Raw genomic sequence first — 24,000 nt, 5'->3', positions numbered from 1 at the left:
GCTAACATTTCTCAGTTGGTGCAATACTTTCCTTTTGAGCCTGTCACTGTACTTGTCGAGAGCGCTGTCGGACTGCGTCAATCCGCCTGCGGTTTCTGCCGATGGGATTGTGCGTGACCACCAGTTCGCGGCGCGGCCGAACAGCTGAACCAGGTCTCGCACCAGGCCGGCTGCGCCGCCACGTCTTCCCAGTTGACCCTCGTCCCCGCGTATTTGCGCCTCCGACGAGCTTCGCGGACGAACTCGCGGTTTCAACCAATGCCTGAGTATGCAGGGCGCATGGCCGTCTCTTGCAACAACGGCAGCATGCCGCAACATTGGGCAGCTCGGCGCCCTAGTCGGTTCTCGCGTTCGATCGACCCCAGCTTCCGCAGCCTGAGACGAAGCCGCCAAGCTCCCCATTTTGTCCTTCGGCCAGGCGCTGACACAAGATTCCATCACCGCCCATGCTAAGTCGCGGTTGACGCTGCAGGAGCAACGGACGGCCGGGGCGGGCAATCCCGCGCAGGAATGATCCACCACGATGGTCGAGATGTGCCGGCTGATCGCGCCCGCGCAACCCGCGCATGCGCAAGGTGCCCATGCACCCGGATATGAACAAGCTCTTTGCTTCAGTTGAAACCGAAAAGCTGAACTTGAACATCACGCAGTAACAAACCTGCCCGATAAGCGCGTGCCGGACAGGGCCAGAACCGGTCCGGACGCTTGGAAAGGTAGGGGATAGGAATGTTTATTGCAGCTTGGCCGCTGGCCATCGCCCTGTTGACATCCATGTCATTCCCAGCCGAGCCCGCGCCACTTTCGCCCCGTGAATTCCACCGCCTGTCGCGCAAATGCGCTCCCTGGGTTGCGCCGTCCACGCTCGCCGCGATTGCCAAAATTGAAAGTGGCTTTGAAACGCTGGTGGCTCATGACAACACCACAGGTGAGCAGCTTCGCTGGACAGACCACCTGGAAGCGACGCGGGGCATCAAGAACCGCCTCGAAGCACAACATTCCGTCGATGTCGGATTGATGCAGATAAACAGCAAGAACTTTTCCTTCCTCAATCTCACGCCGGAAAAGGCTTTCGAGCCCTGCGCCTCGCTATCGGCCGCCGCCCACTTGCTTGAAAGCCGGTATGCCGGCGGCACGACTGCTCCGGCGCAGCAACTGGCGCTTCGCCGTGCCATCTCGGCCTACAACACGGGCGACGTCACGCGTGGCTTCACCAACGGTTATGTACGCAAGGTCGAGTCGGCCGCAAAGGACATCACGAGTCATCTCGAGCGAACGCTGGAGCCGACCGCCCCAGATGCGCCACACCTTGAGGCATCCGGTCGGAAAGCCGTGCCGCCTCTGCTCCAACAGAGCCAACAGGCCAATGGAAAGCAGCCCAACCAAAATTCTTGGGACATCTGGGGCTCGTATGAGTCAAACCGCTCCGGGGCCGATCCCTCCGGTCCGACAGGCAGCCAGGCTGCGGAAGAGCGGGAACCCTCGAACCCGAACAAACTCGTATTCGATTGAACCATGGAGATACAATGATGAAGCCATTCAAAATACTTCGTGCGCTTAAAACGCGTGTTCCTTCGCCTTTTTCCATGCTGCGCACGACGGCTGAATATGTACCGGCCGCTGCTGCAGGCGCCGCGTGGACGGTCTTCTCCATCGGGCCAGCCTCGGCTCAGGTGACCGGAGGGACGGATCCCGCCAAGATGGTCCAGAATATCTGCACCTTCATACTTGGCCCCTTCGGACAATCACTGGCCGTGCTCGGACTCGTGGCCATCGGCATCTCTTGGATGTTCGGTCGTGCTTCACTTGGCTTGGTTGCGGGTGTCGTTGGAGGGATCGTCATCATGTTCGGCGCAAGCTTCCTGGGCAAGGCGCTCATAGGCGGTGGCTGATGAGCGACCGGTTGGAAGTGAGCACCCTCTATGTGGCGGCGACACGTCCCGCACTGTTTCTGGGGGTGCCGCTGACGCTGGCCGGATTGCTGATGATGTTGGCTGGTCTCGTCATCATTGTCCTTCAAAACCCACTTTATGAAATCGTGCTCGTGCCACTCTGGTTCGGGGCACGGCTGGTGGTTGAGCGTGACTATAACGCCGCAAGCGTCGCGCTCCTCTATTTGCAGACGGCCGGCAGAAGCGTGGACGGGCCGGTCTGGGGTGGCGCGAGCGTCAGCGTCAATCCGATCAGAGTGCCGAAACGCGGAAGAGGAATGGTGTAATGTTTGGCGCCAGTGGCCGGACCGAGAGATCTGGCGAGATCTATCTTCCGTATGTCGGTCATCTCAGCGATCAGGTTGTCCTGCTGGAAGACGGATCGATCATGGCCATGGCACACGTGAACGGCCTGCCCTTTGATTTGGAAGACGCAGAGATGCGCAATTCGCGCTGCCGCGCGTTCAACACTCTCTTGCGCAACATCGCGGATGACAATGTCACGCTATACGCTCATCTTGTGCGCAACAACGATGTGCCGGAGCCGGCATCGCGCCAGTTTCAAAGTGCATTTGCTGGCAGTCTGAGCGAGGCCTATGAGCGACATGTGCTGTCGGGCAAGCTCTTTCGCAACGATCACTTCCTCACTATCGTCGTGTCCCCCCGCACCGCAATCGGTAAGATCGGCTGGCGCATTGCCAAATCCCCCAGACGGAATGACAACGATCTGGCCACACAACTGCGAAGCCTGGAGGACCTCTGGCAGATCATTGCTGGCTCACTCGGCGGTTACGGTCTGCGCCGGTTGGGTATTCGCGAGAAAGGCAACGTGCTCTTCACGGAAATTGGTGAGGCGCTTCGGCTGATAATGACTTGCCGGTTTCTTCCGGTTCCGATGGTTACCGGCTCGCTTGGCGCCTCGATCTACACTGATCGGGTCATCTGCGGGAAGCGGGCGCTTGAGATTCGAAGACCCGGGGATAGCTCCGTGGGATCATTGTTTTCGTTCCGTGAATATCCGGCGACGACGCGGCCAGGCATGCTAAATCCCTTACTGTCCGCCAACTTCCCGCTTGTCCTGAGCCAGAGCTTTTCCTTCCTCACTCGGCCACAAGCTCATGCGAAGCTTAGCCTTAAATCCAGCCAGATGACGAGCGCCGGCGACAAGGCTCTCACCCAGATCAATGAACTTGCCGAGGCAGAGGACGCACTGGCAAGCAACGAGTTCGTCATGGGTTCGCATCATCTGAGCCTGTGCGTCTATGGCGACAGCCTCAATAGCCTTGCCGATCGCGCAGCAAATGCGCGCGCAAGGCTGGCCGACACAGGCGCCGTTATCGTCCAAGAGGGTATCGGCATGGAGGCCGCGTACTGGTCCCAACTCCCGGGGAACAACAGGTGGCGCACGCGCCCCGGGGCGATCACCTCGTACAATTTTGCCGGGCTTGTCTCATTTGAGAACTTCCCCAGCGGTTCCAGCTCCGGCCACTGGGGCAAAGCTGTTGCGCGCTTTCGCACAAACGGTGGAACGTCTTTCGACTACATCCCCCATGAGAATGACGTCGGCATGACGGCGATATTCGGACCCGTCGGCAAAGGCAAGACGACGCTGATGACCTTTATCCTCGCGATGCTTGAGCAAAGCGTGGTCGATCGCAATGGCGCCATCGTCTTTTTCGATAAAGACCGGGGTGGTGAACTGCTGGTGCGAGCCACGGGAGGGACATACCTTGCGTTGCGCAGAGGCGCTCCGAGCGGCTTGGCCCCTCTGCGCGGACTGGACAACACCTCCGCCTCGTTGGATTTTCTGCGCGAATGGCTGATGGCCCTCATCGAGAGTGACGGCCGTGGTCCGATCTCGCCGGAAGAAAGCCGTCGACTGGAACGTGGCATTCTTCGTCAACTTTCGTTCGAACCCGCCATGCGCTCACTTGCGGGCCTGCGCGAATTCCTGCTGCACAGCCCCTCGGAGGGCGCGGGAGCACGGCTGCAGCGGTGGTGTAGAGGGAATGCGCTTGGATGGGCCTTTGACGGCGATGAGGACGAAGTCAGGCTGGATGCCTCCATTACCGGCTTCGACATGACGCAGCTCCTGGAATTTGAGGAGGTCTGTGCGCCGGCCGCCGCATATCTTCTGCACCGCGTGGGCGCTGTTGTCGATGGCCGTCGGTTCGTCATGAGCTGCGACGAATTTCGGTTCTATCTGCTCAACCCGCAGTTCTCGGCTGTTATCGACAAGTTCCTGCTCACCGTGCGCAAGAACAACGGCATGTTGATACTCGCAACGCAGCAGCCTGAACACGTGCTTGAATCGCCCCTCGGAGCCAGTCTCGTTGCACAATGCATGACCAAGATCTTCTACCCATCACCGACGGCCGACCGGGCCGCGTATGTCGATGGCTTGAAGTGCACCACGCAGGAGTTCGAAGCAATCCGCCAGGGAATGGCAATTGGCAGCCGCAAGTTTTTGCTCAAGCGCGAGAGCGGGAGTGTTGTTTGCGAATTCGATCTTGGCCAGATGCGCGAGTATGTAGCCGTACTCTCGGGACGGGCCAACACCGTGCGCTTTGTCGACCAGCTTCGTGACCAGCACGGAGATGCCCCAAGTGCGTGGCTCGACAAGTTCATGGCTCGTTACAACGAAATTCAAGACTAACGGAGGAATATTCATGAGATTTCCCACGCTTGCAGCAACGACGCTTGCCGCTTCCTTTCTGTTTAGCGGACAGGCCCGGTCGCAATTTGTCGTCATCGACCCGGCGGTAGTAACACAAGCGGGCTTAACAGCGGTTTCCACTGCGCAGATCCTGATAAAGTCAGCCCAGACGCTCGCTTCCACGATGGAAATGGTGGAGATACTAAAGTCGTCATTCGGTGTCACGGGGCTGCTAAGTTCACTGAACCAAGGAAATCACTACCCGTCGGGCTATCAGCTTGAGAGGCAGATGTTTGAGGGTCAGGCGCCAACTTCGATTAAAGCGCGTGCAATTGCGGACAACCCAAACCGGAAAGTCGACGGCACGGATTCAGAAGCGAAACTGTTACAGGGACAAATCGCTGGTGCCATCAATGCCGCAGCTCTTGCGTCCGACACTCTGGGCGTAATGGACAAGCGCCTTAAGGCCAACGACAACACGCTTGGTCAGCTTTCCCGCTCGGGAAATATTGTGCAGGCCACCGTCACCAACGGTCTGGTCCTCAAGCAGATTCATGATGCGATTATCCAAAATGTCCAGGCCACGAGTCTGCTGACGATGGCCACTGCACAAGCGAGCCTTCACGCCGCAGAGGAGGCCGCGATGCAGCGTCGCGAACGCCAGGACACCGCCAGAATGTTTGAGTAGCGACGCTTAGTTCATCTGGCTCATCTGCGCTGATCAGGGGCAAATAAGGTTCACGCAATGGTTTTCAGAATTCCTGCGCCATTCACGGCCATACACGCGATCTTTCATGTGGCCTTTACGGCGGGGCTGCACAAAGTGATTGGAAACGTCCAAGAGGCGGTCAGTGCGCCTCTGGTTGCGTGCGTCACGCTCTGGATCATAATCCAAGGCTTTCTGGTCATGCGCGGTCAAGTCGACGCGCGCGGAGGTATCTCGCGCGTAGTCACGGTATCGATTGTCGTCGCCCTCATCTTAGGGCAGGCCAACTATCAGCTGTACATTGAATCGGTCTTCGACGACACGATTCCAAAGCTTGCCCACCAGATCAGCGGAAGCACCTTGCCCTTCATCGGTATCCCCCAGAAGCTCGACGTAATGTTCGCTTCAAGTCAGAGTGCCTTTCAGCGGATTGCTTCCGAAATTGGGCCAATGAATCAGCAGGACATACTTGCCTTCCAGGGAGCGCAATGGATTTTGTACGGCTCGCTCTGGACAGCGTTCGAGATCTATGATGCCGTTGGAATTCTGACGAAGGTGCTCCTGGCGATCGGCCCCCTCGTTCTTGTAGGCTATCTTTTTGATCACACTCGAGACATGGCTACCAGATGGATCGGCCAACTGCTCTCATACGGGCTGCTGCTTGTCCTCCTCAACATCGTTGCAACGATAGTTATCGCGGCAGAATCAGTCGCGCTGGGAGTCATGCTTGCGGTGATCAAATACAAGGGTACGACAGCAGCCAAGATCATCGGGCTTTACGAGCTCGATATGCTTTTCCTAGCTGGTGACGCTTTGATCGTCGCGCTTCCGACGATCGCCAGCAGCATAGCAGGCGGTTCTTGGGCAGGTGCGAACCAATCTCTTAGCAGCCTCAATCGCCGCATTGCCAAAACGGCAGGTGGTTAATCAATCGACAAGCGCGGTACCTCAACATGAAATACTATCTACTTTTGTCAATACTGGCTTTGGCGGCCTGCAAGACAACCGATAAGCTTGCGACCTGCACGGGTTCGCCATTCCAACTGAACGTGGGACAATGGGAAACCTCCCCTGAAGATCTTCAAGTCGAATGTGCGAAAGAGCCCAAGTGAAATTTCCTGAACATGCCCTTCTGGTGGAGAGAGAAACGCTAGCCGCCCACTATAAGAAGGTGGAAGCGTTTCAAACTTCACGAGCGAAGTCTGCGCGGCGCCTGTCAAAGGCCCTCATAGCCTTTGCGGCAGCGGCGGTCCTAGGAAATGTTGCGCAGGCATTTACCATCGCTGCCATGGTCCCGTTGGCCAAGCTCGTACCTGTGTTCCTCTGGGTGCGCCCGGATGGAACAGTTGACAGCGAAGTGTCAGTCTCTCGACTGCCGGCAACCCAAGAGCGAGCCGTCATAAATGCTTCGCTGTGGGAATATGTACGCCTGCGCGAGAGCTACACAGCCGATTCCGCCCAATACGGCTATGACCTCGTATCCAGTTTCAGCGCACCGGCTGTGCGGCAGCAATATCAAGATTTCTTCAATTATCCGAATCCCACCTCGCCGCAAGTCACAGTCGGCAAGCTCGGCAAGCTCGAAGTCGGGCATATTTCCTCAAACGACATCAGTCCGGACGTTCAACAGATCCGATACAAACGCACCCTTTCCATCGATGGGCAGATGCCGTTGGTGACCACCTGGACCGCAACCATCCGCTACGAGCGCCTGACAGATCTGCCTGCCCAATCAAGGCTCACCAATCCGGGAGGTCTACTCGTCACTTCCTATCAAACCTCGGAAGATAGCGTGTCGAACCTGGGTGACGTGCAGCCATGACAAAAAGAGCGTTTCTCGCACTGGCCTGTTCACTACTCTTAACGCTGGAGGCTTCCGCGGAAGACACCCCGCTTGCCGGCAAGCATGATGCACGGATGCGCTACTTGGCTTACCGTCCCGACGAAGTGGTGCGCCTGTCGACCGCGGTGGGGGCAACGCTGGTCGTCACATTCGCGGCCAACGAGACCGTCGCAGCCGTGGCCGTTTCCAATAGCAAAGACCTGGCTGCGCTCCCACGCGCCAACTACCTGTTCTTCAAGGCCAGCCGGATCCTGCCGCCGCAGCCGGTCGTCGTTCTGGCCGACAGTGAGTCCGGTACCCGCAGATATGTCTTCAGCATTTCAACGAGAGCGATGCCAAAATTAGATGAGCAGCAACCTGACTTATACTACAGTGTGCAGTTCACCTATCCCGGTGATGAGGCCGCTGCTTTGAGACAGGCAGCAGAAAAGCGCTCGATTCTTGGTCAGGCCCGGGCAAAGGTGCAGCAGGAACAGAGGGTTCAGGATTTGTTGAATCGGCCCGGTACAACTGCCAGTTCCGACGAAAGCAATTTTCACTACGTCGCAAAGGGCGATCGATCGCTGGCGCCGCTGCAGGTTTTCGACAATGGCTTTACCACCGTATTTGGCTTCGCAAGCAATTCCCGTATACCCTCCCTCTACATCATCAATCCCGATGGCAAGGAAGCCGCTGCCAACTTCACAGTCAAAGGCGACTATGTTGAAGTATCCGCAGTCGCCCGGGAATGGCGTCTGAGAGATGGCAATACGGTATTGTCGATTTTCAACAGGGCTTATGATCCTGTTGGACGAGCGCCGGGCACCGGTACAGTGAGACCCGACGTGTGGCGCGTTTTGAAAGGCTCGGGCCGATGAATGAAACCGGCCCACAGTCGGGACACGATGTAAATGCATCCGCATCGTTGGTCTCGGAGCCGGCCCGCCGGCATGTTTCGGGACCACAGAAATTGGCCGTCGCCGGTCTTGTTCTCATCTCATCTCTGTCGCTCATCTGGCTCGGAAGTCGTCCCAGCACACAAGACGAACCCTCTCAGCCAAACCCGCCAATTTCCCCCAACGCCGAGCCGTTCCGCCCCGTGCCTATTGAGCTTGCTCCCGAACCTCCAGCGCCTGCAAAGGCGGCGCAGGCGTCAGATCCTGCGCCATCCACGCCGCAACCCGCAGCAGCTGAACCGCCGCCCGAGGAATCACCAATTTTCGCCTACAGCAGCGGCAGTCAAAAGCCCGACGTGGCTCAGCGGAGCGAAGACGCCCACAAGGATGCTCCCGCGACCGCGGATGAGATCTCGACCGGTGGCGATCTGTCAGGCCGATTGAAGCCAGATATACAGGAGCCGAGCCGGGCCACACTTTTGCCGCACCCTGATCTCGTGATTACTCAGGGAACGATCATTCCTTGCCTTTTGCAAACGGCGGTCGACACAAATTTGCCCGGCTATGTGAAGTGCGTCTTACCTAAAGACGTCCGCGGCGCCACCAACAATGTCGTGCTCTTGGCTCGTGGGACGACGGTGATTGGCGAGATCCAGCACGGTCTCGAACAGGGGGATGCGCGTGTCTTCGTGCTGTGGACGCGCATCGAAACACCTGACCATGCCCTCGTTTCGATAGCATCGCCGGGCGCTGACGAGCTCGGCCGCTCCGGAGTGCCTGGCACGGTGGATAATCACTTCCGGGAACGCTTTGGCGGAGCAATGCTGATGAGCGTCCTTCAAGGCGCGTTCCAGGCGGCCGGTCAATACGCGGCGAGCTCTGGCGGAGGAAGCGGCATCGACAGCTTCCAGAGCAATGGCGGACAAGCCGTCGAGACGACATTGAGAGCGACGGTCAACATTCCGCCAACCCTGAAGAAAAACCAGGGAGATGCTGTATCCATCTTTGTGGCTCGCGACCTCGATTTCTCGGATGTATACGGTCTCACGGCAACTGTCGTGGCGCCAGCCCCCCAACATCGCCAACGCCGGAGAGACAACAATGCGATCGGAGGCTGACCCTCAATTGCGTTTGCTTCTCGACCCCGTTCTGAAATGGCTTGAGGAGCCGAGGACCGAAGAGGTCGCTATCAACCGGCCTGGGGAAGCGTTTGTGCGACAAGCCGGCGTCTTCACGAAACATCCGCTACCGCTAGGTTATAACGATCTGGAGGACATCGCGATTCTCGCTGGAGCGCTGCGCAAGCAAGATGTCGGACCGCAAAGCCCCCTCTGTGCGACTGAGCTGCCGAACGGAGAGCGGCTACAGATCTGTTTGCCGCCCGCTGTTCCCTCAGGAACAGTAAGCCTGACGATACGGCGTCCTTCAAGTCGTGTGACCGAACTGAAGGAAGTTTCTTCTCGCTACGAATACTCACGTTGGAATCAATGGCGGTCACGAAAACAGCGCCAAGAGCGGCAGGACGAAACTATTCTTCAGCAATACGACGATGGTGACTTGGAGAAGTTTTTGCAAGCGTGTGTTTCGGGACGGCTCACGATGCTGCTTTGCGGACCTACTGGAAGCGGCAAAACGACAATGAGCAAGACTTTGATCAACGCTATACCCCCGCAAGAGAGACTGATAAGTATCGAGGACACGCTGGAGCTTGTAATCCCGCACGAGAACCATGTCCGGTTACTCTATCCAAAGGACCGAGCCGGCGTAGGTGCGGTGACAGCCGAGCAACTGCTGCAAGCGAGCTTGCGCATGCGCCCTGATCGAATATTGCTCGGCGAGATGCGCGATGATGCTGCATGGGCCTACCTTAGCGAAGTCGTCTCCGGCCATGCGGGATCAATATCAACGATCCATGGGGCCGATCCGGTCCAGGGCTTCAAAAAGCTCTTTTCCCTCGTCAAGAGCAGCCCGCAAGGAGCCGCTGTGGAAGATCGAACGCTTCTTGACATGCTGTCGGCTGCCGTTGACGTCATTGTGCCGTTCCACACCCAAGGTGACCTGTACGAGGTGGGAGAGGTATGGCTCGCCGCCGATGCCCGGCGACGGGGAGAGACAGTAGCCGACCTCCTTAACAAGCACTAAGGCTAGAACAACGTCTCGGGATCGATAAGTCCATTGTGATGCGACGCGTCGTTTTGTTCTGCTTCGATGTCTTTTGCCAGGCCTTCTCACATTACTTGCATAGAATGAGCGAGTCGGCGGCATCACGCCATCATCATTATACGTATCGCATGCTCTATTGTCCTGGACGAGACCGGTCTCGCTAGCCGAAGGACGAAGGCCTGATTGTCAGATGTGACCGGCATGGGGTCGATGTCACCGATGACTATGAAAGGCACCGCCATGATGGTGGGGCATACGGACTCGGCCCGTCCTCGCTCGAGGAAAGGCGTCTTCGCCAAAATCAGCAGGTCAGCTGCCTTCCCGCTCTCGATCCAGCCGCAAAGACTTTCGAAGGTCGCGAAGCCGATCGGCTCATAACCCAGCGCGGCGATATTGTCCTTGTGAATCTCCAACTCTGCTGGATCGGGCTCCACGACTGCAATGATTCCGCCGTTGGCCGGTGATCCGTTGTATGGGCCGAAAGTGACGTCAGCGCTGACTGGCTCCTCCTCGGAGGCTGGCAAGTAGATATCAAAGCGCGTACCTCGGCCAACAACCGAGGTGACGTCTAGGCATCCTGCGAGCGCGCTCACGTGCCTGTCAACCGCAGCAAGACCCAGCCCGGTCCCGCCGACGAGAGAGCGCGTGGTAAAAAAGGGCTCAAAGACATGCGGAAGTATCGAATTTGCGATTCCTGGGCCATCGTCGCTGATGGAGAGGAGGACGTAATCTCCAGGTCTCAAGGTGCCCTGAGCCAGCGGCTTGGTTTGGCACACCTGGGCGCGAGAAACGCTAACCTCGACGCGGCCCTCGTTCAAGACAGCCTCCGACGCGTTCTTGCACAGATTCATGAGGATCTGCTGCATCTCGGTTGGGCTGCCCTCGACCACCGTTTGCCACTCGTTGATCTTGAAGTTCAACTGAACACCCGCACGAACTGTAACCCGCAGCAATGGCGCAAGATCCATGACAATTTCGGAGACGTTGAAAGGCAATGCAACGCGCTTGCGGTTTCGGCTGAGTGACAAGATCTGGTCAACGATCAGCTTGGCGCGGTGTCCAGCTAAGATGATTTGGTCGATGTGGTTCCGTATTCTGGAGGGGCGACGCACCAGACCTTGGGCAATTTCTGAATATCCGATTATTGCGCCTAAAATATTGTTGAACTCATGTGTGGCGCCGCTTGCGATCGTGCCGACGGTCCTCAGCCTTTCCACCTGCTCCCATCGACTCACCAGAAGGTCGCGTTCGGCATTTACACGTTGCATTTCAAGATGGTTGCTCAAACGCCCAATGGCACTGGCAAGAACCCACAGGTCGCCTGCTGAGGGGAGTGAGCGATCTCGTTCAAAAACAAGGATGCAAACCACAGCCTGCTGATCGGAGGCCCTGCAAGCAACAATTTGACAAACACCGGAAGTGTCTAGGGCGGTGCGAACCATTTCCGCCGCCGGAACGACGCGAAACACTGGCCGTCCGGCGCGGACAAGTGAAACGACTTCATCAAGAAGCGCGACGTTCCAGACACGCATGCACGTGTTCGTCACAAAGCACTCGGTATGCCTGCTGAGACTCGGATCCACCTGAGCAAGCGCGCATTGATCCGCGTCGAAAGCGCGTTGAACAAGTCTAAGCGCTGCTTCGGTTGAAAAGCGCGGCGACGCGTTCTTTGCTTTACTTTCGTTGAAGCGAGCTTCGATCTCACGCATTGCCTCTTCAAGCTCCAGCCGCCTTTCCAACCGGTTCGTCCGCACATGCAGCCTGAAGGCCCGAATGATCGCAAACAAGCAGAGGCATATGGACACCGAGCCAAAGAAAAGTCGTGTGCGCTGCGCTTGCGCGCTGGCCAAGCTGTAGTCTTTCAGATATTCGCGCTCCAGTTCGGCGCCCTTGGCGAACGTGTTAAAGGATGCGATCCGATCGGCTGCGCGGTCCACTCTCGACAACGCGGACAGGATAGCGCGGCCGTTGCGGACAACATCGTGGGTGGCTTGGTCCTGGCTCGGAGGAAGTCGGCTGAGAGACTGATCGATCTGTGATGCGAGGCTGAATCCCGGTCTGGCCGAAAACTGAAGGATCAAATTGGAGAGTTCAAGCCTGTTGGACGGCGCCCCCTCAAGGCGATTAACCGAGCGAGCAAACCGTACGAGAGAGCTTTGCAGAAGCTCATTTTGCGCAGCCGCTGCCGAGATGGCAGCCTCTGTGTTCTCGACGGACTTTTTGAGCTGTGCAAGCAACCTGGAGTGCGCTCCGGAGCTCTCATCGGGCGAAATCTCGGCAAGGCGTTGCAAGTTTGTAACGTTCCTTTGCAATGCTTGGAGGGTAGAATCAACGGGGCGGAAGTCCAATACCATGTCGGTTCGAGCGCGGGCGACATCGCGCTGGAGCAATGCGTAGTTGATCTGAATCGTTCGCAGTTCACTTAGGACCGCCTCGTCGACCTGTGGGTCCTGCCTCTGTATCCCGAACAAGAGCGCAAACGAGGCCGCCAGGGCGATTACAAAAACGTTGTCGGTACTGAGCCTTTTTTCACAACGAAACGGCGTTTGATGCGCGGTGCGCGCCTTGCGAAAGTCTGATCTGAATTCTAGCTCCTCATTGCTTCGGTGTGCGGCCGGATGCTGCTGGAACAGGAAAACCATGTATACCTCTCCCCTCATAAAGACGGCTTAGACACCGTCGCACTTTGCCCCCGTGGCCCCGCTGACCCTCCGTTGAATTTCGCGGCGATTAGACTTCGACGGTTCTGTTCCGAACTCTGGCCACTCGCGAGCTCGACGCGAACGTGGAAACTGAAGGCACGGCGTTACGGCACGTGAGAAACTGGGCTATCCGTGAATGCTGATTTGATAGTTGTTGAGAAGGGAAGGCACCAATGCCAGGCTGACACCGCGTGACGGATTCAATCGAGATTTGCCTGTTTTCGCGCGGCGAGTCGAACCACGCCGATGTTGAAGGTACCGTTGAGTCTCGTCATAATGACGGCAGGAACCGAATACTCGTGAGCCTTCGTTGCGTCAGTCCGCTCAAGCCATCACGCACGCGGCAGAGCTAACTTCCGGCAAGAGTTTCATAGCTGGGCCAACAAATTGCGCTCTATGCTTGACCAGAGTAAGCAGGACGTACGTACGATCGGCATGATCCCCGAGGAGCGTTCGCACTTCATCTCTTATCCGGTGAAGGATAGCCCATTGAGCAGCTCACCATCGGTTATGAGATCGAGGCGACACACAAGGCGGGCAACCGGTCGCAGTATTCGGAACTGTCTTCCGAGAGATCATGGAGGGACAGACAAGCCGCACGCTGCAGCAGCCTGGGGATGACACCGGTCGGCCAGCCATTATGCCGCTAACCCGCTTGCGATCTCTGTGCATTGTATCTCCTGCGTGCAGCCCCTGCATTAAGCCAGCGTCGACGACCAGAGCCCATGTTCCACCAAACAAGGGTTAGCTTTCAAGAAGCTGATTGAACAAATTGATTGTTTGGATCGCACGCATCCGAACAATGGATGCAGCTAAATGCAGCGGCGGTTTTCGTTAGATGCGAGCGAGCGTCTCTTGGCAAGAACCACCGCGGGGCGCGGGCGAGGTGAGGGGCTGCACGCCAAGCGCGTCGGGACGGTCATCGAGGATCTGCGTGCGGGTTTGCAGCAGAAGATGTGCGCCGATCCTGCTCCACTGCATCTGCCGCTTGTTGGCGAACCGCTTGGAACGGCGTTGACGGTGGCCTTGACGAGGGCCGAAGAGATGCGATCTCCGGACCGCTAACGCTCGCCGTAATAATCAGGCTGGCACTGTTGGAGGCGATGTAGGCCTGGTGAACTCGCCGATGGCGGTCAGGAACTTGCGCATGTTCGGCTAGCCTGTTTCGAGACCTTCCGCGTCGAATTGCAGGTCGGCGATTTCGTGACGGGCCCGATAGACGTCAACATGCCAGAGATGCCATTTGATCCTGCGCAGAGTTTCGAGCAGGTCCTGTCCGGTCTGCTCATCCTGGTTTTCGAGCCCTTGCACGAACTGCCGAAGGACCCTGATGCGCACGGTGATATGGAACCAGTCGGCGTTCTTCCCCACCGTCGGTGATGAAGGTGATATCCTGATTGGCTTGGACGGGCTGCTTCTTGAGATGGTCGAGAATGCGCCGTTGCGGCTCGCGATCATAGCCATAGACGAAACCGATGTAGCGCGGAGCACCCTCTTCAGGCAGCGAGCGGCCTACGATCAGCTCGAAATTCTACTTCCGGTCGTTTGGTCGCGGATGAAAGTTCGATGCGGCTGCAGAACGCGTTTGCGATGGCCGCCCATCTTCCCGGCGCTACCGGAGCACGATAACGTTGCGACCATTTCACCACCGAAGAGACCGCAAAGCCAAAGCGCGACCAACCCGATCCAATTCTGCGCCGCCCAACTTCCATCTCGAACGGTGCGCGGAACGCCCGCGCGCCGGGTGCCTAACTAGCAGTGGCACTGGGCATGCCCTGTGCTCGGCTATTCGAGCTTCTCCAATGCCTGCCTAATGTCATCTCCGGCGTCCTCCGGCAACGGCAAAATAGGGCGCGGTGGCTGGACGTGCGCCAGACCGAGGTAGTCGGCGATGACGAACATAACGCGGAAGCTGCCGTAGTGTTTGAACAAGGTCCAGAGCGGCCCGAAAGCGCGGTTCAACCGAGTGGACTCCACCGCGTCGCCGGACTGCGCTGCACGCGTCAGCGCAAGCGCCGGGACCGGCAGCAGACCTGCCGCAACGCTGTACCAGGTGTCACATCCGGCAAGCAGGGCATCCGCCGCGCCCCAATCGCCGCTGTATCCGATTGTGAACGTGTCAGTCGTCATCGACCGCAAACGTGCCAGTTCCCCCGCGTAATCGTCATTCGCCGCCAGAGGCATTTTCACAGCGACGATGTTGGACACCTCTGACAGCCGGGCGATCAATGCGTCGCTGAATGTGAAGCGCGTGGTGCTTGGATTGTTATATATGCACAAAGGCAATTCCCCCGCCTCGGCCACGGCGACGAAGTGCTGGAAGACTTCGTCCTCGTTCAGGGGAACGTAGGACATCGGTGCCAGGAGCAGGCCGTCAGCGCCAGCGGATTTGGCATCGCGCGCCAGAGCCTGAGCTTCATCGGTACGCAATGCACCCACACCCACGACAAGAGGCGTTTTGCCGCCGATGCATTCCACGGCAGCCTGAACGGCACGCTTGCGTTCTTCCCTGGTGAGGTAAGCATAACCGCCCGTGCTCCCCAGAAGGCCGATGGAGTCCGCTCCGGCGCGTTGAATACGCTCGAGAAAACGAGCCAGACCCTCGGTGTCGACATGCCCTTCCGCATCGGTTGGCGTAAGGGGGAACGCCGACAGGCCGTGAAACAAAGTCATCATCCATTCCTTTCGAAACTACATACGGGAAAGCAGCATACGCAGCCCGGCGAACGCGAAGAACATCGCCAACAGACTTTCGATCCAGCGGCGGCAGCGGCGATATAGAGCCACCATAGGCGGTGTGGAGAAGACAATGGCGTAGCCGCAGAATATCGTGACACTTAGGATGGCGCAGCCACCCAATATCGCCGCGATGCTTTGCCACGATGAATTCGGACCGATCCCCAGCGTGACGAGCGCGATCCATGCCAGCACGGATTTTGGGTTCGCCAAATGCATCAAGAGGCCCTTCCTATAGAGCTCACCCCGCGAAAGAGCGACTTGGTCGGTCGATGCGCGCACCGCCAGCTTCTCGTTCGACGTAAGCGCCGACCGTCCCGCCCTGAAGGCGAGGAATAGCAGGTAAAGCCCCCCGAAAACCTGCAGAACGAGCAGTGCCTGGGCGTACCTGGCCAACAGGGCGGAGATGCCGGTGGAGGCCATAAAACCCCAAAAGATCGAGCCGCTGACGACGCCGGAGGCAAGCATGAGCGCAGCACCTCTGCCGCGCGCCATCGCAACCCCCATAATGCGCATGTTGCTCGGGCCGGGGCTCCCCGCGGCAATGACATATGCAGCAAAGACGATGAGCAACTGATGGAGATCGACATTCATTCTCTCAGCCCTTGATAATCTCGATCGGATCGATCGCGCCGGATGCCCCGGGCGGCCAGCGATCCGCTCGCTCGACCGGAAACCTCATCCGGCGATGGCAATTTCTTGGCTCGCGATTTTGCAGCCAGGCATCAAGGCATTCAGCCCTCCGACCATGGCATCCGTCGCCTCTGCCAATGCATCGTCCGGCATGGTCTCCAACGCCTCCAGTACGAACCACATCCGGCCTGTTATGGTCTTCAGGCGGGTTCGAGTGCCCTGTCGCCAGTTCCAGCGTCGGCAGGTGACGCCAATGTCGTCGCGCCAGATGACCTCACCGGGCAAGGGAGGATCGTTGACCGCCTCTCCATTCATCATGGTGTCGAACGTCTCACTCCCGTCAGCGATCGTCAGGTGGGGTCTTCCGACATAGGCGTCAAAATTCTCTCCACCCACCGGGACTGCGTATTTCAGGCTGATGGCGTTGTAGAGATCGACGATCGGGTTGATCGTCGAAAGAGTGCCGTCTTTCAGAACCCGCTTTCTGAGGGCCTGGGCTGAGCACGGCGTACGGTTAGGCTTCGCGCCAAAGACGACGTAGGCGTCGGACCAACTCGCCAGATGAGCTTCTGCCCAAGCCGGGCCATCCGCCAACGCGCAATCGCAGGCTTCACCAAGCAATCGGGGATCGAAACGTCCTTCTCCAGCTGAAGTGGCATCGACGTAGACGCTCACGGCTCTAAATCCCGATGCAATATTCTTAATTCGACCGTCGATGATGGGACCCTCAAACATCCAGGCAACTCCATCAGTTCGAGCGCAAGCAATCCATGACCGGCGCGACCAGTCACGATCGCTTCCCTGACTGCAAGCCAATATTGCAGTTCACTGGTCCAAACTAAACTGCCACTTTTGGAGATTTTAATTGGTCCAGTATAAGGAGGGTTCTCGCAGCACGGGAGCGACGCGTCGAATTTATCAATCCCTGATCAAGCAGATCCGGGCCGGAGTGTACGGGTGTCGGTGACGCCACCCAGTTCTCCGCAAGCAAGCGGCCCACAAGTTCCCCATGATCCGGTCATGCTTTTGTGAACCCTAGGGCATTATGGTCGATGCCAGCGCCACCAGGGTGGCGTCGTACTGTTCGAAACCCCCCGATTGTTACCGCGGTTTTGCTTGACGCGCGCGATGACCTTAGCTGAGGCCCAGGATGAAGCGCCGATTGGAGGGACGGATCGACCGCGCGTTAGATGCGTAAAGCGTCGTAAACCGCTTGATGTCTGCGGTGTCGACCTCGACCGGTTCCATTGCAACCATCCACTCCACGTTTTCGGTGCAGGGCGGAGTCGTTAGTGATCCCTCATAGGTCCAGTAGCCGAGCGAGGCCGGCAAAAGCCCGTTGGGATCGAACTCGTCAACTGCCATCTCCTCGCCGGGCCGGGCCGGAAAGACCTTGGCGAGACCGGCAAAGCTTTTATTTGTCGCGCCAGGCGTAAGAAGGGCGCTCAGCACTCCCAGAGTATCGCTCTTTGTGTCTTTATGGACAAAATGCGCTTCCATCGGGAAGCTCATGCCCGCCACGTGATGCTCGCTCGGCGCGTGGAAATGCAACTGTGCCAGTTGGTAGACGCGATCCCCGCGGGTCAAGGTGCTGCCTTCCGGCATGTTGATTTGAATGGTGTGGCCGTTGTTCACCATCCTGCCGCCGCCCTTGAGCCAACTGATGTCGATGCGCGGTATATCCGCCTTTACCGTGCCGGCGATGTCGATGGGTGACTGCTGCCTGCCCGCCGAACAGGCGAAATTTCTCGTGTCCAGATCGGCCCAATGCTCCGGCCCGACCGAGCCGCCATATCCCCAATGGGCGCTGGCCGCACGCGCGGTCTGGGCGCAGATCGGGCACACGCCCAGCGCGATGAATCCTCTAATCAGGTTACGACGATGCATATTGCCTCGCTCCTTGATGCGAACCTTATGTGCTTGCTTCCAATTGGTGCAGTCAAGGCACAGCCGCAAGGGCGGGCGTAGGTTGAGCCGCGCCACCAGCGTACACGCCAGCCAGTCCTCGTCGAACTGGTAAACTGGAAGAAGCGTCGCCGCCGGCGATCGTTGGAGGCTACGCTCGCCGGTCCGTGGAAATGGCTGGCGACGTGGCTCAGATTCACCGTGCTGCCGCTGATCAGGCTAACAACCAGCACAGCCGGCGTCGCCGGTCCGGCTGTTACTCGGCGGTATGTGGCGCGTGACGTTGAAGCGGGAGTGTCGGGCAGGCAGTGCATTGCAAAAGATCCCCTCTTTGGCGAGACGAATTCCTCCATTCCAACTGATTCCCGACCTCTCGGCCACCCACTGTGTAGCCTGCCCGCCACGCTCTCCAAGACCATAAAGGCATGGATCAAACTCGCGAATACGCCTTGGAAAGCAGGTCTCAAAGGCCAAGGGGACCTTCCATCTGGAAAATGCCAAGCAAAGCTCGCGTTAGGACGATCCATGCGGTTGCCAGGCTGGCTGCCTCCGGTCAGGCGAGATCCGGATCCTTCCGCGAGGATAGCTGTAAACGTCTACAGGCTGCATCGCTGTGCGCTTTGCCCTTCGATGGCGGGAACACAACCCGCACGGAGGCGACGAATGATTCAGCTGATCACACCTGGCCTCTACAGCGAATTCGCAGGCGAGCTCAAAGAGATGCACGGGCTCAGATATCGGGTTTTCAAGGAGAGGCTCGATTGGGAAGTTCAGACGGGAGGCGAAATGGAAACAGACACCTTTGACGACTTGAAGCCTGTCTATCTGCTGCTCAAGGGATCCGATTGGCGAATTCGTGGCTGCGTGCGCCTCTTGCCAACCACTGGGCCGACCATGTTGCGCGACACATTCCCGGCGCTGCTGGGTGAGGCTGTGGCGCCCGCGAGTCCCGACATATGGGAAAGCAGCCGTTTCGCGCTCGATTTGCCCCCATCAACGCCCAAGGCGGCAGGCGGCCTTGCCCAAGCAACCTACGAGCTCTTCGCCGGCATGATCGAATTCGGCTTGGCCAACAATCTCACCCGGATCGTGACGGTGACCGATACGCGTATGGAACGGATCCTTCGCCTCGCAACGTGGCCATTGTCGCGCATCGGAAAGCCGCAGCCCGTCGGCAAAACGGAGGCGGTGGCCGGGTTTCTCGAGATCTCTCACGCCAGCCTGTTGCGCATCCGCTGGAGGGGACGTCTGAATGGGCCGGTACTGTGGCAACCGATTCTCGGGCTGCCGCACGGCCCATGCGGATAGCCAAGACGTGGTGCGTGGCCCCAGGGATCGGAAGAGGGTTTGCTTCTCGTCGCCGAAAGGAGCCATTGCGTCCGGCCTGGAGAAGCAAGCCGAGGAATGATGCATGAAGCAGCGTCCGCACAATTGAACGGCGAGATCAAAGAGTGCGCTGGGGCTACCCATTCGCACTCGGCCCAAGTATTCCACGTCTCCTCCGGCCGGCTTGCATGCTATTAACGCAGGTGAGGGCGCCGGCCATGACATGCGCAGCCCGTTGAAGGCGGAAGCGTACGCCCCGGTTCACATCACCCGCATTGGACTGAGGTTTAGTTCATCCATGGCGTGGATGATGGTTATCCCAACAATCAATTTTACCGAACTTACTGGATTCCATTAGAAGACTCTAACTGAGCGCATGCCGGGCGGCGTCCCTCGTCTGCGTCGGCTAAGGCTGCCGGGAAGAATTCGGAGAAGAACATGTGCGGAATTGTTGGCATCGTTGGGCAACAGCCGGTGTCGGAACGCCTGGTCGACGCATTGAAGCGTCTGGAATACCGCGGCTATGATTCGGCCGGCATTGCGACGATCACCGAGGGCACCTTGCACCGCCGGCGCGCGGAGGGCAAGCTCGTCAATCTCGAGAGGAGACTCAAGGAAGAGCCGCTGGGTGGTACCATCGGCATCGCCCACACCCGCTGGGCAACCCATGGGCCACCGACGGAACGCAATGCACACCCGCACTTCACGGATGGTGTGGCCGTCGTCCATAACGGCATCATCGAGAATTTCGCCGAACTGAAGGACGAATTGGCGGCGACGGGAGCCGAGTTCCAGACCGACACCGACACTGAGGTCCTTGCGCATCTCTTGGCAAGGCACCGCCGGGAGGGCATGAGGCGTGGTGAGGCGGTGCATGCCATGCTGAAAAGCGTCAGGGGTGCCTACGCGCTTGCCATCCTCTTTGAGGATGATCCGTCGACCATCATTGCGGCGCGCAATGGACCACCGCTGGCGATCGGTCACGGCGACGGCGAGATGTTCCTGGGCTCCGACGCGATCGCGCTTGCTCCATTCACGAATGAAATCACCTATCTCATCGACGGTGACTGGGCAGTTGTCGGCAGGACGGGCGCTGATATCTTTGATTACGACGGCCACCCCGTCGCGCGTCCGCGCCAGACCTCCGTGGCCGTGGCCACTCTGGCCAACAAGGGCAACCATCGCCACTTCATGGAGAAGGAAATCCTCGAGCAGCCCGAGGTCATCGCCGATGCGCTCGGTCATTATATCAATTTCATCGAAAATGGTGCCGATGCGGTTTTTGGCATCGACTTCGCCAAGATCCCGAGCTTGGCGATCTCTGCCTGCGGCACCGCATATCTCGCCGGGCTGATCGGAAAATACTGGTTCGAGCGCTATGCGCGCCTGCCGGTCGAAATAGATGTTGCATCCGAATTCCGCTATCGCGAGATTCCGTTGTCGCCGCAGTCTGCGGCTCTGTTCATTTCACAGTCGGGCGAAACCGCCGATACGCTGGCATCGCTGAGGTACTGCAAGCAGCTTGGGCTGAAAATTGGCGCTGTCGTCAATGCGCGCGAATCGACCATCGCTCGGGAGGCCGATGTGGTCTTCCCGATCCTTGCCGGCCCAGAGATCGGCGTCGCCTCCACCAAGGCCTTCACCTGCCAGCTAGCCGCTCTTGCCGCACTCGCCATCCACGCAGCCAAGGCCCGCGGAACCGTGACCGAAGATGAGGTGCAGGCGCTCGTCGAGAGCCTCGCCGAAATGCCGGGCGTCATGAGGCAGGTACTGGACAGCATCCAGCCGGAGATTGAGCTTCTGTCGCGCGAACTGTCAAAGTGTCATCATGTCCTTTATCTCGGCCGTGGCACAAATTTCCCACTGGCGATGGAGGGTGCGCTGAAGCTCAAGGAGATTTCCTACATCCACGCCGAAGGCTATGCGGCGGGTGAATTGAAGCACGGTCCTATCGCATTGATAGACGAGAACATGCCAGTGATCGTCATCGCGCCACATGATCGCTTTTTCGACAAGACCCTCTCCAACATGCAGGAAGTGGCCGCCCGCGGAGGGCGCATTATCCTCATCACCGATGGAAAAGGGGCAGCCGCATCGAAACTCGATACGATGCACACGATCGTGCTGCCGGCCACCGACGAGATTATCGCGCCGATGATCTTCTCGCTGCCGATACAGCTTCTTGCGTACCACACGGCGCTCTTCATGGGCACAGATCTCGACCAGCCACGCAACCTGGCAAAATCAGTCACCGTCGAATGATGTGACGCCTTCATTAGTCGCAACGCTCGCCCATTCGGAAAAAACTCCAAGCACTTCAACCGGGGCTCAAGCGCGCCGCTACCGCCTTGCCGTTATTTGCTGGAGCATGCCGTTTAGCGACGATTGGTTATCCCTTTGGCCTCCCCTCACGCTGCTTGGCTGTGCCTACTGGCAAACCCGGTCGAGAAAAGCATCGAATACGCAGCAATAGCGCTAACCACAAAGCGATCCTCCTGCCGCATGCGGATAAAACCCTTCGCTGTCCCTATTTCGTCCTCGCTCGATGATTGCGGCTCGCCGCGGTCTTCGTCGGTGAGACGGTTGCCCTTTGACTTTGCCAGGCGGCCAGCTGCGATGTGCGGGCTGTAGGAATCCCGTGTAACCTCGTTCTGGATCTAACGCTCACCGATAGGCCCGGCCAGTCGGAAGAGGACCGGGCGATGATCGGACACTTCCAGGAACCGCTCGATGGTTCGGTCGAGCGCGAGGATCATGAAATCGTGGCCGCCCGGCACGAGATTGGGCGAGATAAAGACATGGTCGATCAGCGACTTAAAGGGCGCCTTGACGCAGGTGATTTGCTTGTCCGAAGGCATCCTGCGCGGCGAGCGCGGTCAGGCCGGCGGCGGTCAGCGCGGTCTCCGGAAGCCAAGGTTGCATTGAGTCAACGCCGATTCAGTCGTTATCGAAGCTGGGATACTGGGCGAGTTCGGCGATTGCTTCGGCGATCACGCGCCCACCCATCTGCCGGCGGCCTCCACCGTGTCGCCGGACTGCGCCGCACGCGTCAGCGCAAGCGCCGGGACCGCCAGCAAACCTGCCGCAACGCTTTACCAGCTGTCACATCCCGGCAAGCGGGGCATCGGCCGCGCCCTAATCGCAGCTGTATCCGATTGCAAACGTGTCAGGGCTTATCTGCCGCAGGCGTGGCAGGTCCCCCGCATAATCGTCATTCGCCGCCTGAGGCCACCGAGATGAAGCTCTTCCTCCCGTTAGAATGAACGTTCGAAACGGAGGATGCCGCCGACACTGCTCTTTTTGTTGGCATTAGCCCAGCTAATGGAAGGGTCGACCTTGCCGACGGCGAAGTCGCCGTAGCGGTCATAGTCGAGTTCGGCTGTAATTGTGAAATCTGCAAGAAACGCATAGGCAACGTTTGCAGCGACACCATAGTTCCTGAGCTGATCACCCGAGAGCTGAAGATTCAACGAAGTTGTCTCATTGAGCTTGTAAGTGGCGCCGGCCCAGAAACCCCAGTTACCGCCCCAACTTTTGTAGAAACCGCGACCATGAGCGTCGATTGCGTTAGTGACGTCATCGTTGAGCTTGCCGCTGGAGCCATAGCCGAACATTCCGAATAGCGAGAGTTGGTCGGTAACATCGACGTCGATGCGGACCTTGCCGGCGACCGATTCGTAGTTGCTATCATAAGCGACAACGCCGGTGATCGCGCCCCAGTGTTGTGTGTATTTCACTCCGCCGACTAGGTGCGGAACGTAGCTGTCGATGGTGCCGACCAGGCCCGAGCCTTCTTCGAGTGAAACCACAGCCGTAAAGCCGTTACCGGCGTCAAAGTAGTACTGAACCACATTAGTATCGAAGGCGCCGTACGGGATAAGCATCTGATTGAGCACGTCGCCCGCGTAGCCAATAAACATGTCGAAGGCGGACCAGTCCTTGCCAACTCGGAGGCCACCAAGCTGAACCCAGGCGAAAGTCAACGTGATGCCTTGGCTGAAGGCATAGTATCGAGGACTGTCCGAACCGGAATAGGCGGTGTGCTTGCCGTAGTTCATGCGGGTCTCGATGTAGGTCTGCAATGTACCGAGTTCGGACTCTTGCCCGGTCCAAGTTTTGAATGTGAAGCGCGTGTGGTTTTGCCATATGCCCTGGGCCTCGCCAGTCTTCACATCCGTGGTTCTAGCTTTGTCATACGATACGACATCGCCGAGGCCGATGTCGTAACGGACATAGCCGCCGATGCGCAGGCAGGTCTCGGTGCCGGGGATGTAGTAGTAACCAGCGCCGTAAACGTCGCAGATCTTGACGTATTCAACGGGCTCAGGCTCGGCCAGGACGATGGCGTCGGCGGCTCGGGCACAGGAAACGGCGATCAGGGCCGCAGCTGAGCCGAGCAGGAGGCTCCTGATGTTCATTCTTGATCTCCGTTCAAATATTGAAGAAGGGGACGTCAACGAACGAGCCAGCCCTTCCTGTCCCCACAATCGAAAACGATGCACATCGCGCTGCGCCTATCGCAGTGTG

Annotated in this window: 20 protein-coding genes and 2 pseudogenes; 13 read left to right on the top strand and 9 right to left on the bottom strand. The window is 58.4% G+C overall.

The window, feature by feature from the left end; translation table 11 throughout:
* Positions 1 to 726 precede the first annotated feature (726 nt).
* The 11 genes from EB235_RS32085 to virB11 all read left to right on the top strand — a co-directional run bounded on the left by EB235_RS32085 (position 727) and on the right by virB11 (position 10,150).
* The gene (locus EB235_RS32085; RefSeq protein WP_027033429.1) at positions 727 to 1,509 is read left to right on the top strand and encodes a type IV secretion system lytic transglycosylase VirB1; all 783 of its coding nucleotides are present in this window, start codon (positions 727 to 729) and stop codon (positions 1,507 to 1,509) included.
* A gap of 74 nt (positions 1,510 to 1,583) precedes the next feature.
* On the top strand, positions 1,584 to 1,889 hold the full coding sequence (gene virB2, locus EB235_RS32080) for a pilin major subunit VirB2 (protein WP_244441097.1): 306 nt from the start codon (positions 1,584 to 1,586) through the stop codon (positions 1,887 to 1,889).
* A complete protein-coding gene (locus EB235_RS32075; RefSeq protein ID WP_006329140.1) occupies positions 1,889 to 2,215 on the top strand; it encodes a type IV secretion system protein VirB3 in 327 nt (108 codons plus the stop codon). Before virB2 ends, EB235_RS32075 begins: the two co-directional genes overlap by 1 nt.
* Positions 2,215 to 4,584, top strand: a complete 2,370-nt coding sequence (locus EB235_RS32070; protein WP_027033430.1) for a VirB4 family type IV secretion/conjugal transfer ATPase — start codon at positions 2,215 to 2,217, stop codon at positions 4,582 to 4,584. Before EB235_RS32075 ends, EB235_RS32070 begins: the two co-directional genes overlap by 1 nt.
* 13 nt (positions 4,585 to 4,597) lie before the next feature.
* Positions 4,598 to 5,272 (top strand): type IV secretion system protein VirB5, encoded by a 675-nt coding sequence (locus tag EB235_RS32065; protein WP_027033431.1) that lies wholly within the window; start codon positions 4,598 to 4,600, stop codon positions 5,270 to 5,272.
* 57 nt (positions 5,273 to 5,329) lie between these two features.
* Positions 5,330 to 6,217 (top strand): type IV secretion system protein, encoded by an 888-nt coding sequence (locus EB235_RS32060; RefSeq protein WP_027033432.1) that lies wholly within the window; start codon positions 5,330 to 5,332, stop codon positions 6,215 to 6,217.
* Positions 6,218 to 6,243: 26 nt separating this feature from the next.
* Positions 6,244 to 6,402, top strand: coding sequence for a type IV secretion system lipoprotein VirB7 (locus tag EB235_RS32055; RefSeq protein WP_080680416.1), 159 nt, complete (start codon positions 6,244 to 6,246; stop codon positions 6,400 to 6,402).
* Positions 6,399 to 7,112: a type IV secretion system protein VirB8 gene (locus EB235_RS32050; RefSeq protein ID WP_027033433.1), complete on the top strand. Its 714-nt coding sequence runs from the start codon at positions 6,399 to 6,401 to the stop codon at positions 7,110 to 7,112. Before EB235_RS32055 ends, EB235_RS32050 begins: the two co-directional genes overlap by 4 nt.
* A complete protein-coding gene (locus EB235_RS32045) occupies positions 7,109 to 7,990 on the top strand; it encodes a TrbG/VirB9 family P-type conjugative transfer protein (RefSeq protein ID WP_027033434.1) in 882 nt (293 codons plus the stop codon). Before EB235_RS32050 ends, EB235_RS32045 begins: the two co-directional genes overlap by 4 nt.
* Positions 7,987 to 9,126: a type IV secretion system protein VirB10 gene (virB10, locus tag EB235_RS32040; protein WP_027033435.1), complete on the top strand. Its 1,140-nt coding sequence runs from the start codon at positions 7,987 to 7,989 to the stop codon at positions 9,124 to 9,126. The genes EB235_RS32045 and virB10 overlap by 4 nt, the downstream gene beginning before the upstream one ends.
* A complete protein-coding gene (gene virB11 / locus EB235_RS32035; protein ID WP_027033436.1) occupies positions 9,110 to 10,150 on the top strand; it encodes a P-type DNA transfer ATPase VirB11 in 1,041 nt (346 codons plus the stop codon). The genes virB10 and virB11 overlap by 17 nt, the downstream gene beginning before the upstream one ends.
* A gap of 122 nt (positions 10,151 to 10,272) precedes the next feature.
* Here the strand turns inward: virB11 and EB235_RS32030 are convergent, their stop codons facing one another.
* From EB235_RS32030 to EB235_RS32000, 7 genes and pseudogenes are all read right to left on the bottom strand, one after another.
* Positions 10,273 to 12,813 carry a two-component system VirA-like sensor kinase gene (locus EB235_RS32030; protein ID WP_027033437.1) on the bottom strand — a complete coding sequence of 847 codons (2,541 nt, stop codon included), beginning with the start codon at positions 12,811 to 12,813 and terminating at the stop codon, positions 10,273 to 10,275.
* 981 nt (positions 12,814 to 13,794) lie between these two features.
* A pseudogene (locus tag EB235_RS32025) lies at positions 13,795 to 14,404 on the bottom strand (ISKra4 family transposase); the annotation flags it as partial.
* A 14-nt stretch (positions 14,405 to 14,418) separates the two neighbouring features.
* A pseudogene (locus EB235_RS32020) lies at positions 14,419 to 14,546 on the bottom strand (IS630 family transposase); the annotation flags it as partial.
* A gap of 112 nt (positions 14,547 to 14,658) precedes the next feature.
* Positions 14,659 to 15,546, bottom strand: a complete 888-nt coding sequence (locus tag EB235_RS32015) for a dihydrodipicolinate synthase family protein (RefSeq protein WP_027033440.1) — start codon at positions 15,544 to 15,546, stop codon at positions 14,659 to 14,661.
* Between the two features lie 18 nt (positions 15,547 to 15,564).
* Positions 15,565 to 16,203 (bottom strand): LysE family translocator, encoded by a 639-nt coding sequence (locus EB235_RS32010; RefSeq protein ID WP_010914002.1) that lies wholly within the window; start codon positions 16,201 to 16,203, stop codon positions 15,565 to 15,567.
* 84 nt (positions 16,204 to 16,287) lie between these two features.
* A complete protein-coding gene (locus EB235_RS32005) occupies positions 16,288 to 16,977 on the bottom strand; it encodes a B3/B4 domain-containing protein (protein ID WP_027033441.1) in 690 nt (229 codons plus the stop codon).
* A gap of 399 nt (positions 16,978 to 17,376) precedes the next feature.
* Entirely contained in the window at positions 17,377 to 18,129 is a 753-nt protein-coding gene (locus EB235_RS32000; protein ID WP_027033442.1) for a carbonic anhydrase, read from the bottom strand.
* A 681-nt stretch (positions 18,130 to 18,810) separates the two neighbouring features.
* Between EB235_RS32000 and EB235_RS31995 the strand changes: the two genes are divergently transcribed.
* Both EB235_RS31995 and glmS read left to right on the top strand, forming a co-directional pair.
* On the top strand, positions 18,811 to 19,455 hold the full coding sequence (locus tag EB235_RS31995) for an acyl-homoserine-lactone synthase (protein ID WP_027033443.1): 645 nt from the start codon (positions 18,811 to 18,813) through the stop codon (positions 19,453 to 19,455).
* Positions 19,456 to 19,911: 456 nt separating this feature from the next.
* Positions 19,912 to 21,735: a glutamine--fructose-6-phosphate transaminase (isomerizing) gene (gene glmS, locus EB235_RS31990; RefSeq protein WP_027033444.1), complete on the top strand. Its 1,824-nt coding sequence runs from the start codon at positions 19,912 to 19,914 to the stop codon at positions 21,733 to 21,735.
* 395 nt (positions 21,736 to 22,130) lie between these two features.
* Here the strand turns inward: glmS and EB235_RS31985 are convergent, their stop codons facing one another.
* Complete coding sequence (locus EB235_RS31985) at positions 22,131 to 22,331, bottom strand: hypothetical protein (RefSeq protein ID WP_027033445.1); 201 nt, start codon at positions 22,329 to 22,331, stop codon at positions 22,131 to 22,133.
* Between the two features lie 396 nt (positions 22,332 to 22,727).
* Positions 22,728 to 23,891: a porin gene (locus EB235_RS31980; RefSeq protein WP_027033446.1), complete on the bottom strand. Its 1,164-nt coding sequence runs from the start codon at positions 23,889 to 23,891 to the stop codon at positions 22,728 to 22,730.
* Positions 23,892 to 24,000 lie beyond the last annotated feature (109 nt).

Origin of the sequence: Mesorhizobium loti R88b, from assembly GCF_013170845.1 — a bacterium.
Classification (GTDB): domain Bacteria; phylum Pseudomonadota; class Alphaproteobacteria; order Rhizobiales; family Rhizobiaceae; genus Mesorhizobium; species Mesorhizobium loti_B.
Note: the sequence above shows the minus strand (reverse complement) of the source record. Positions and strands in the feature narration are given on the sequence as shown.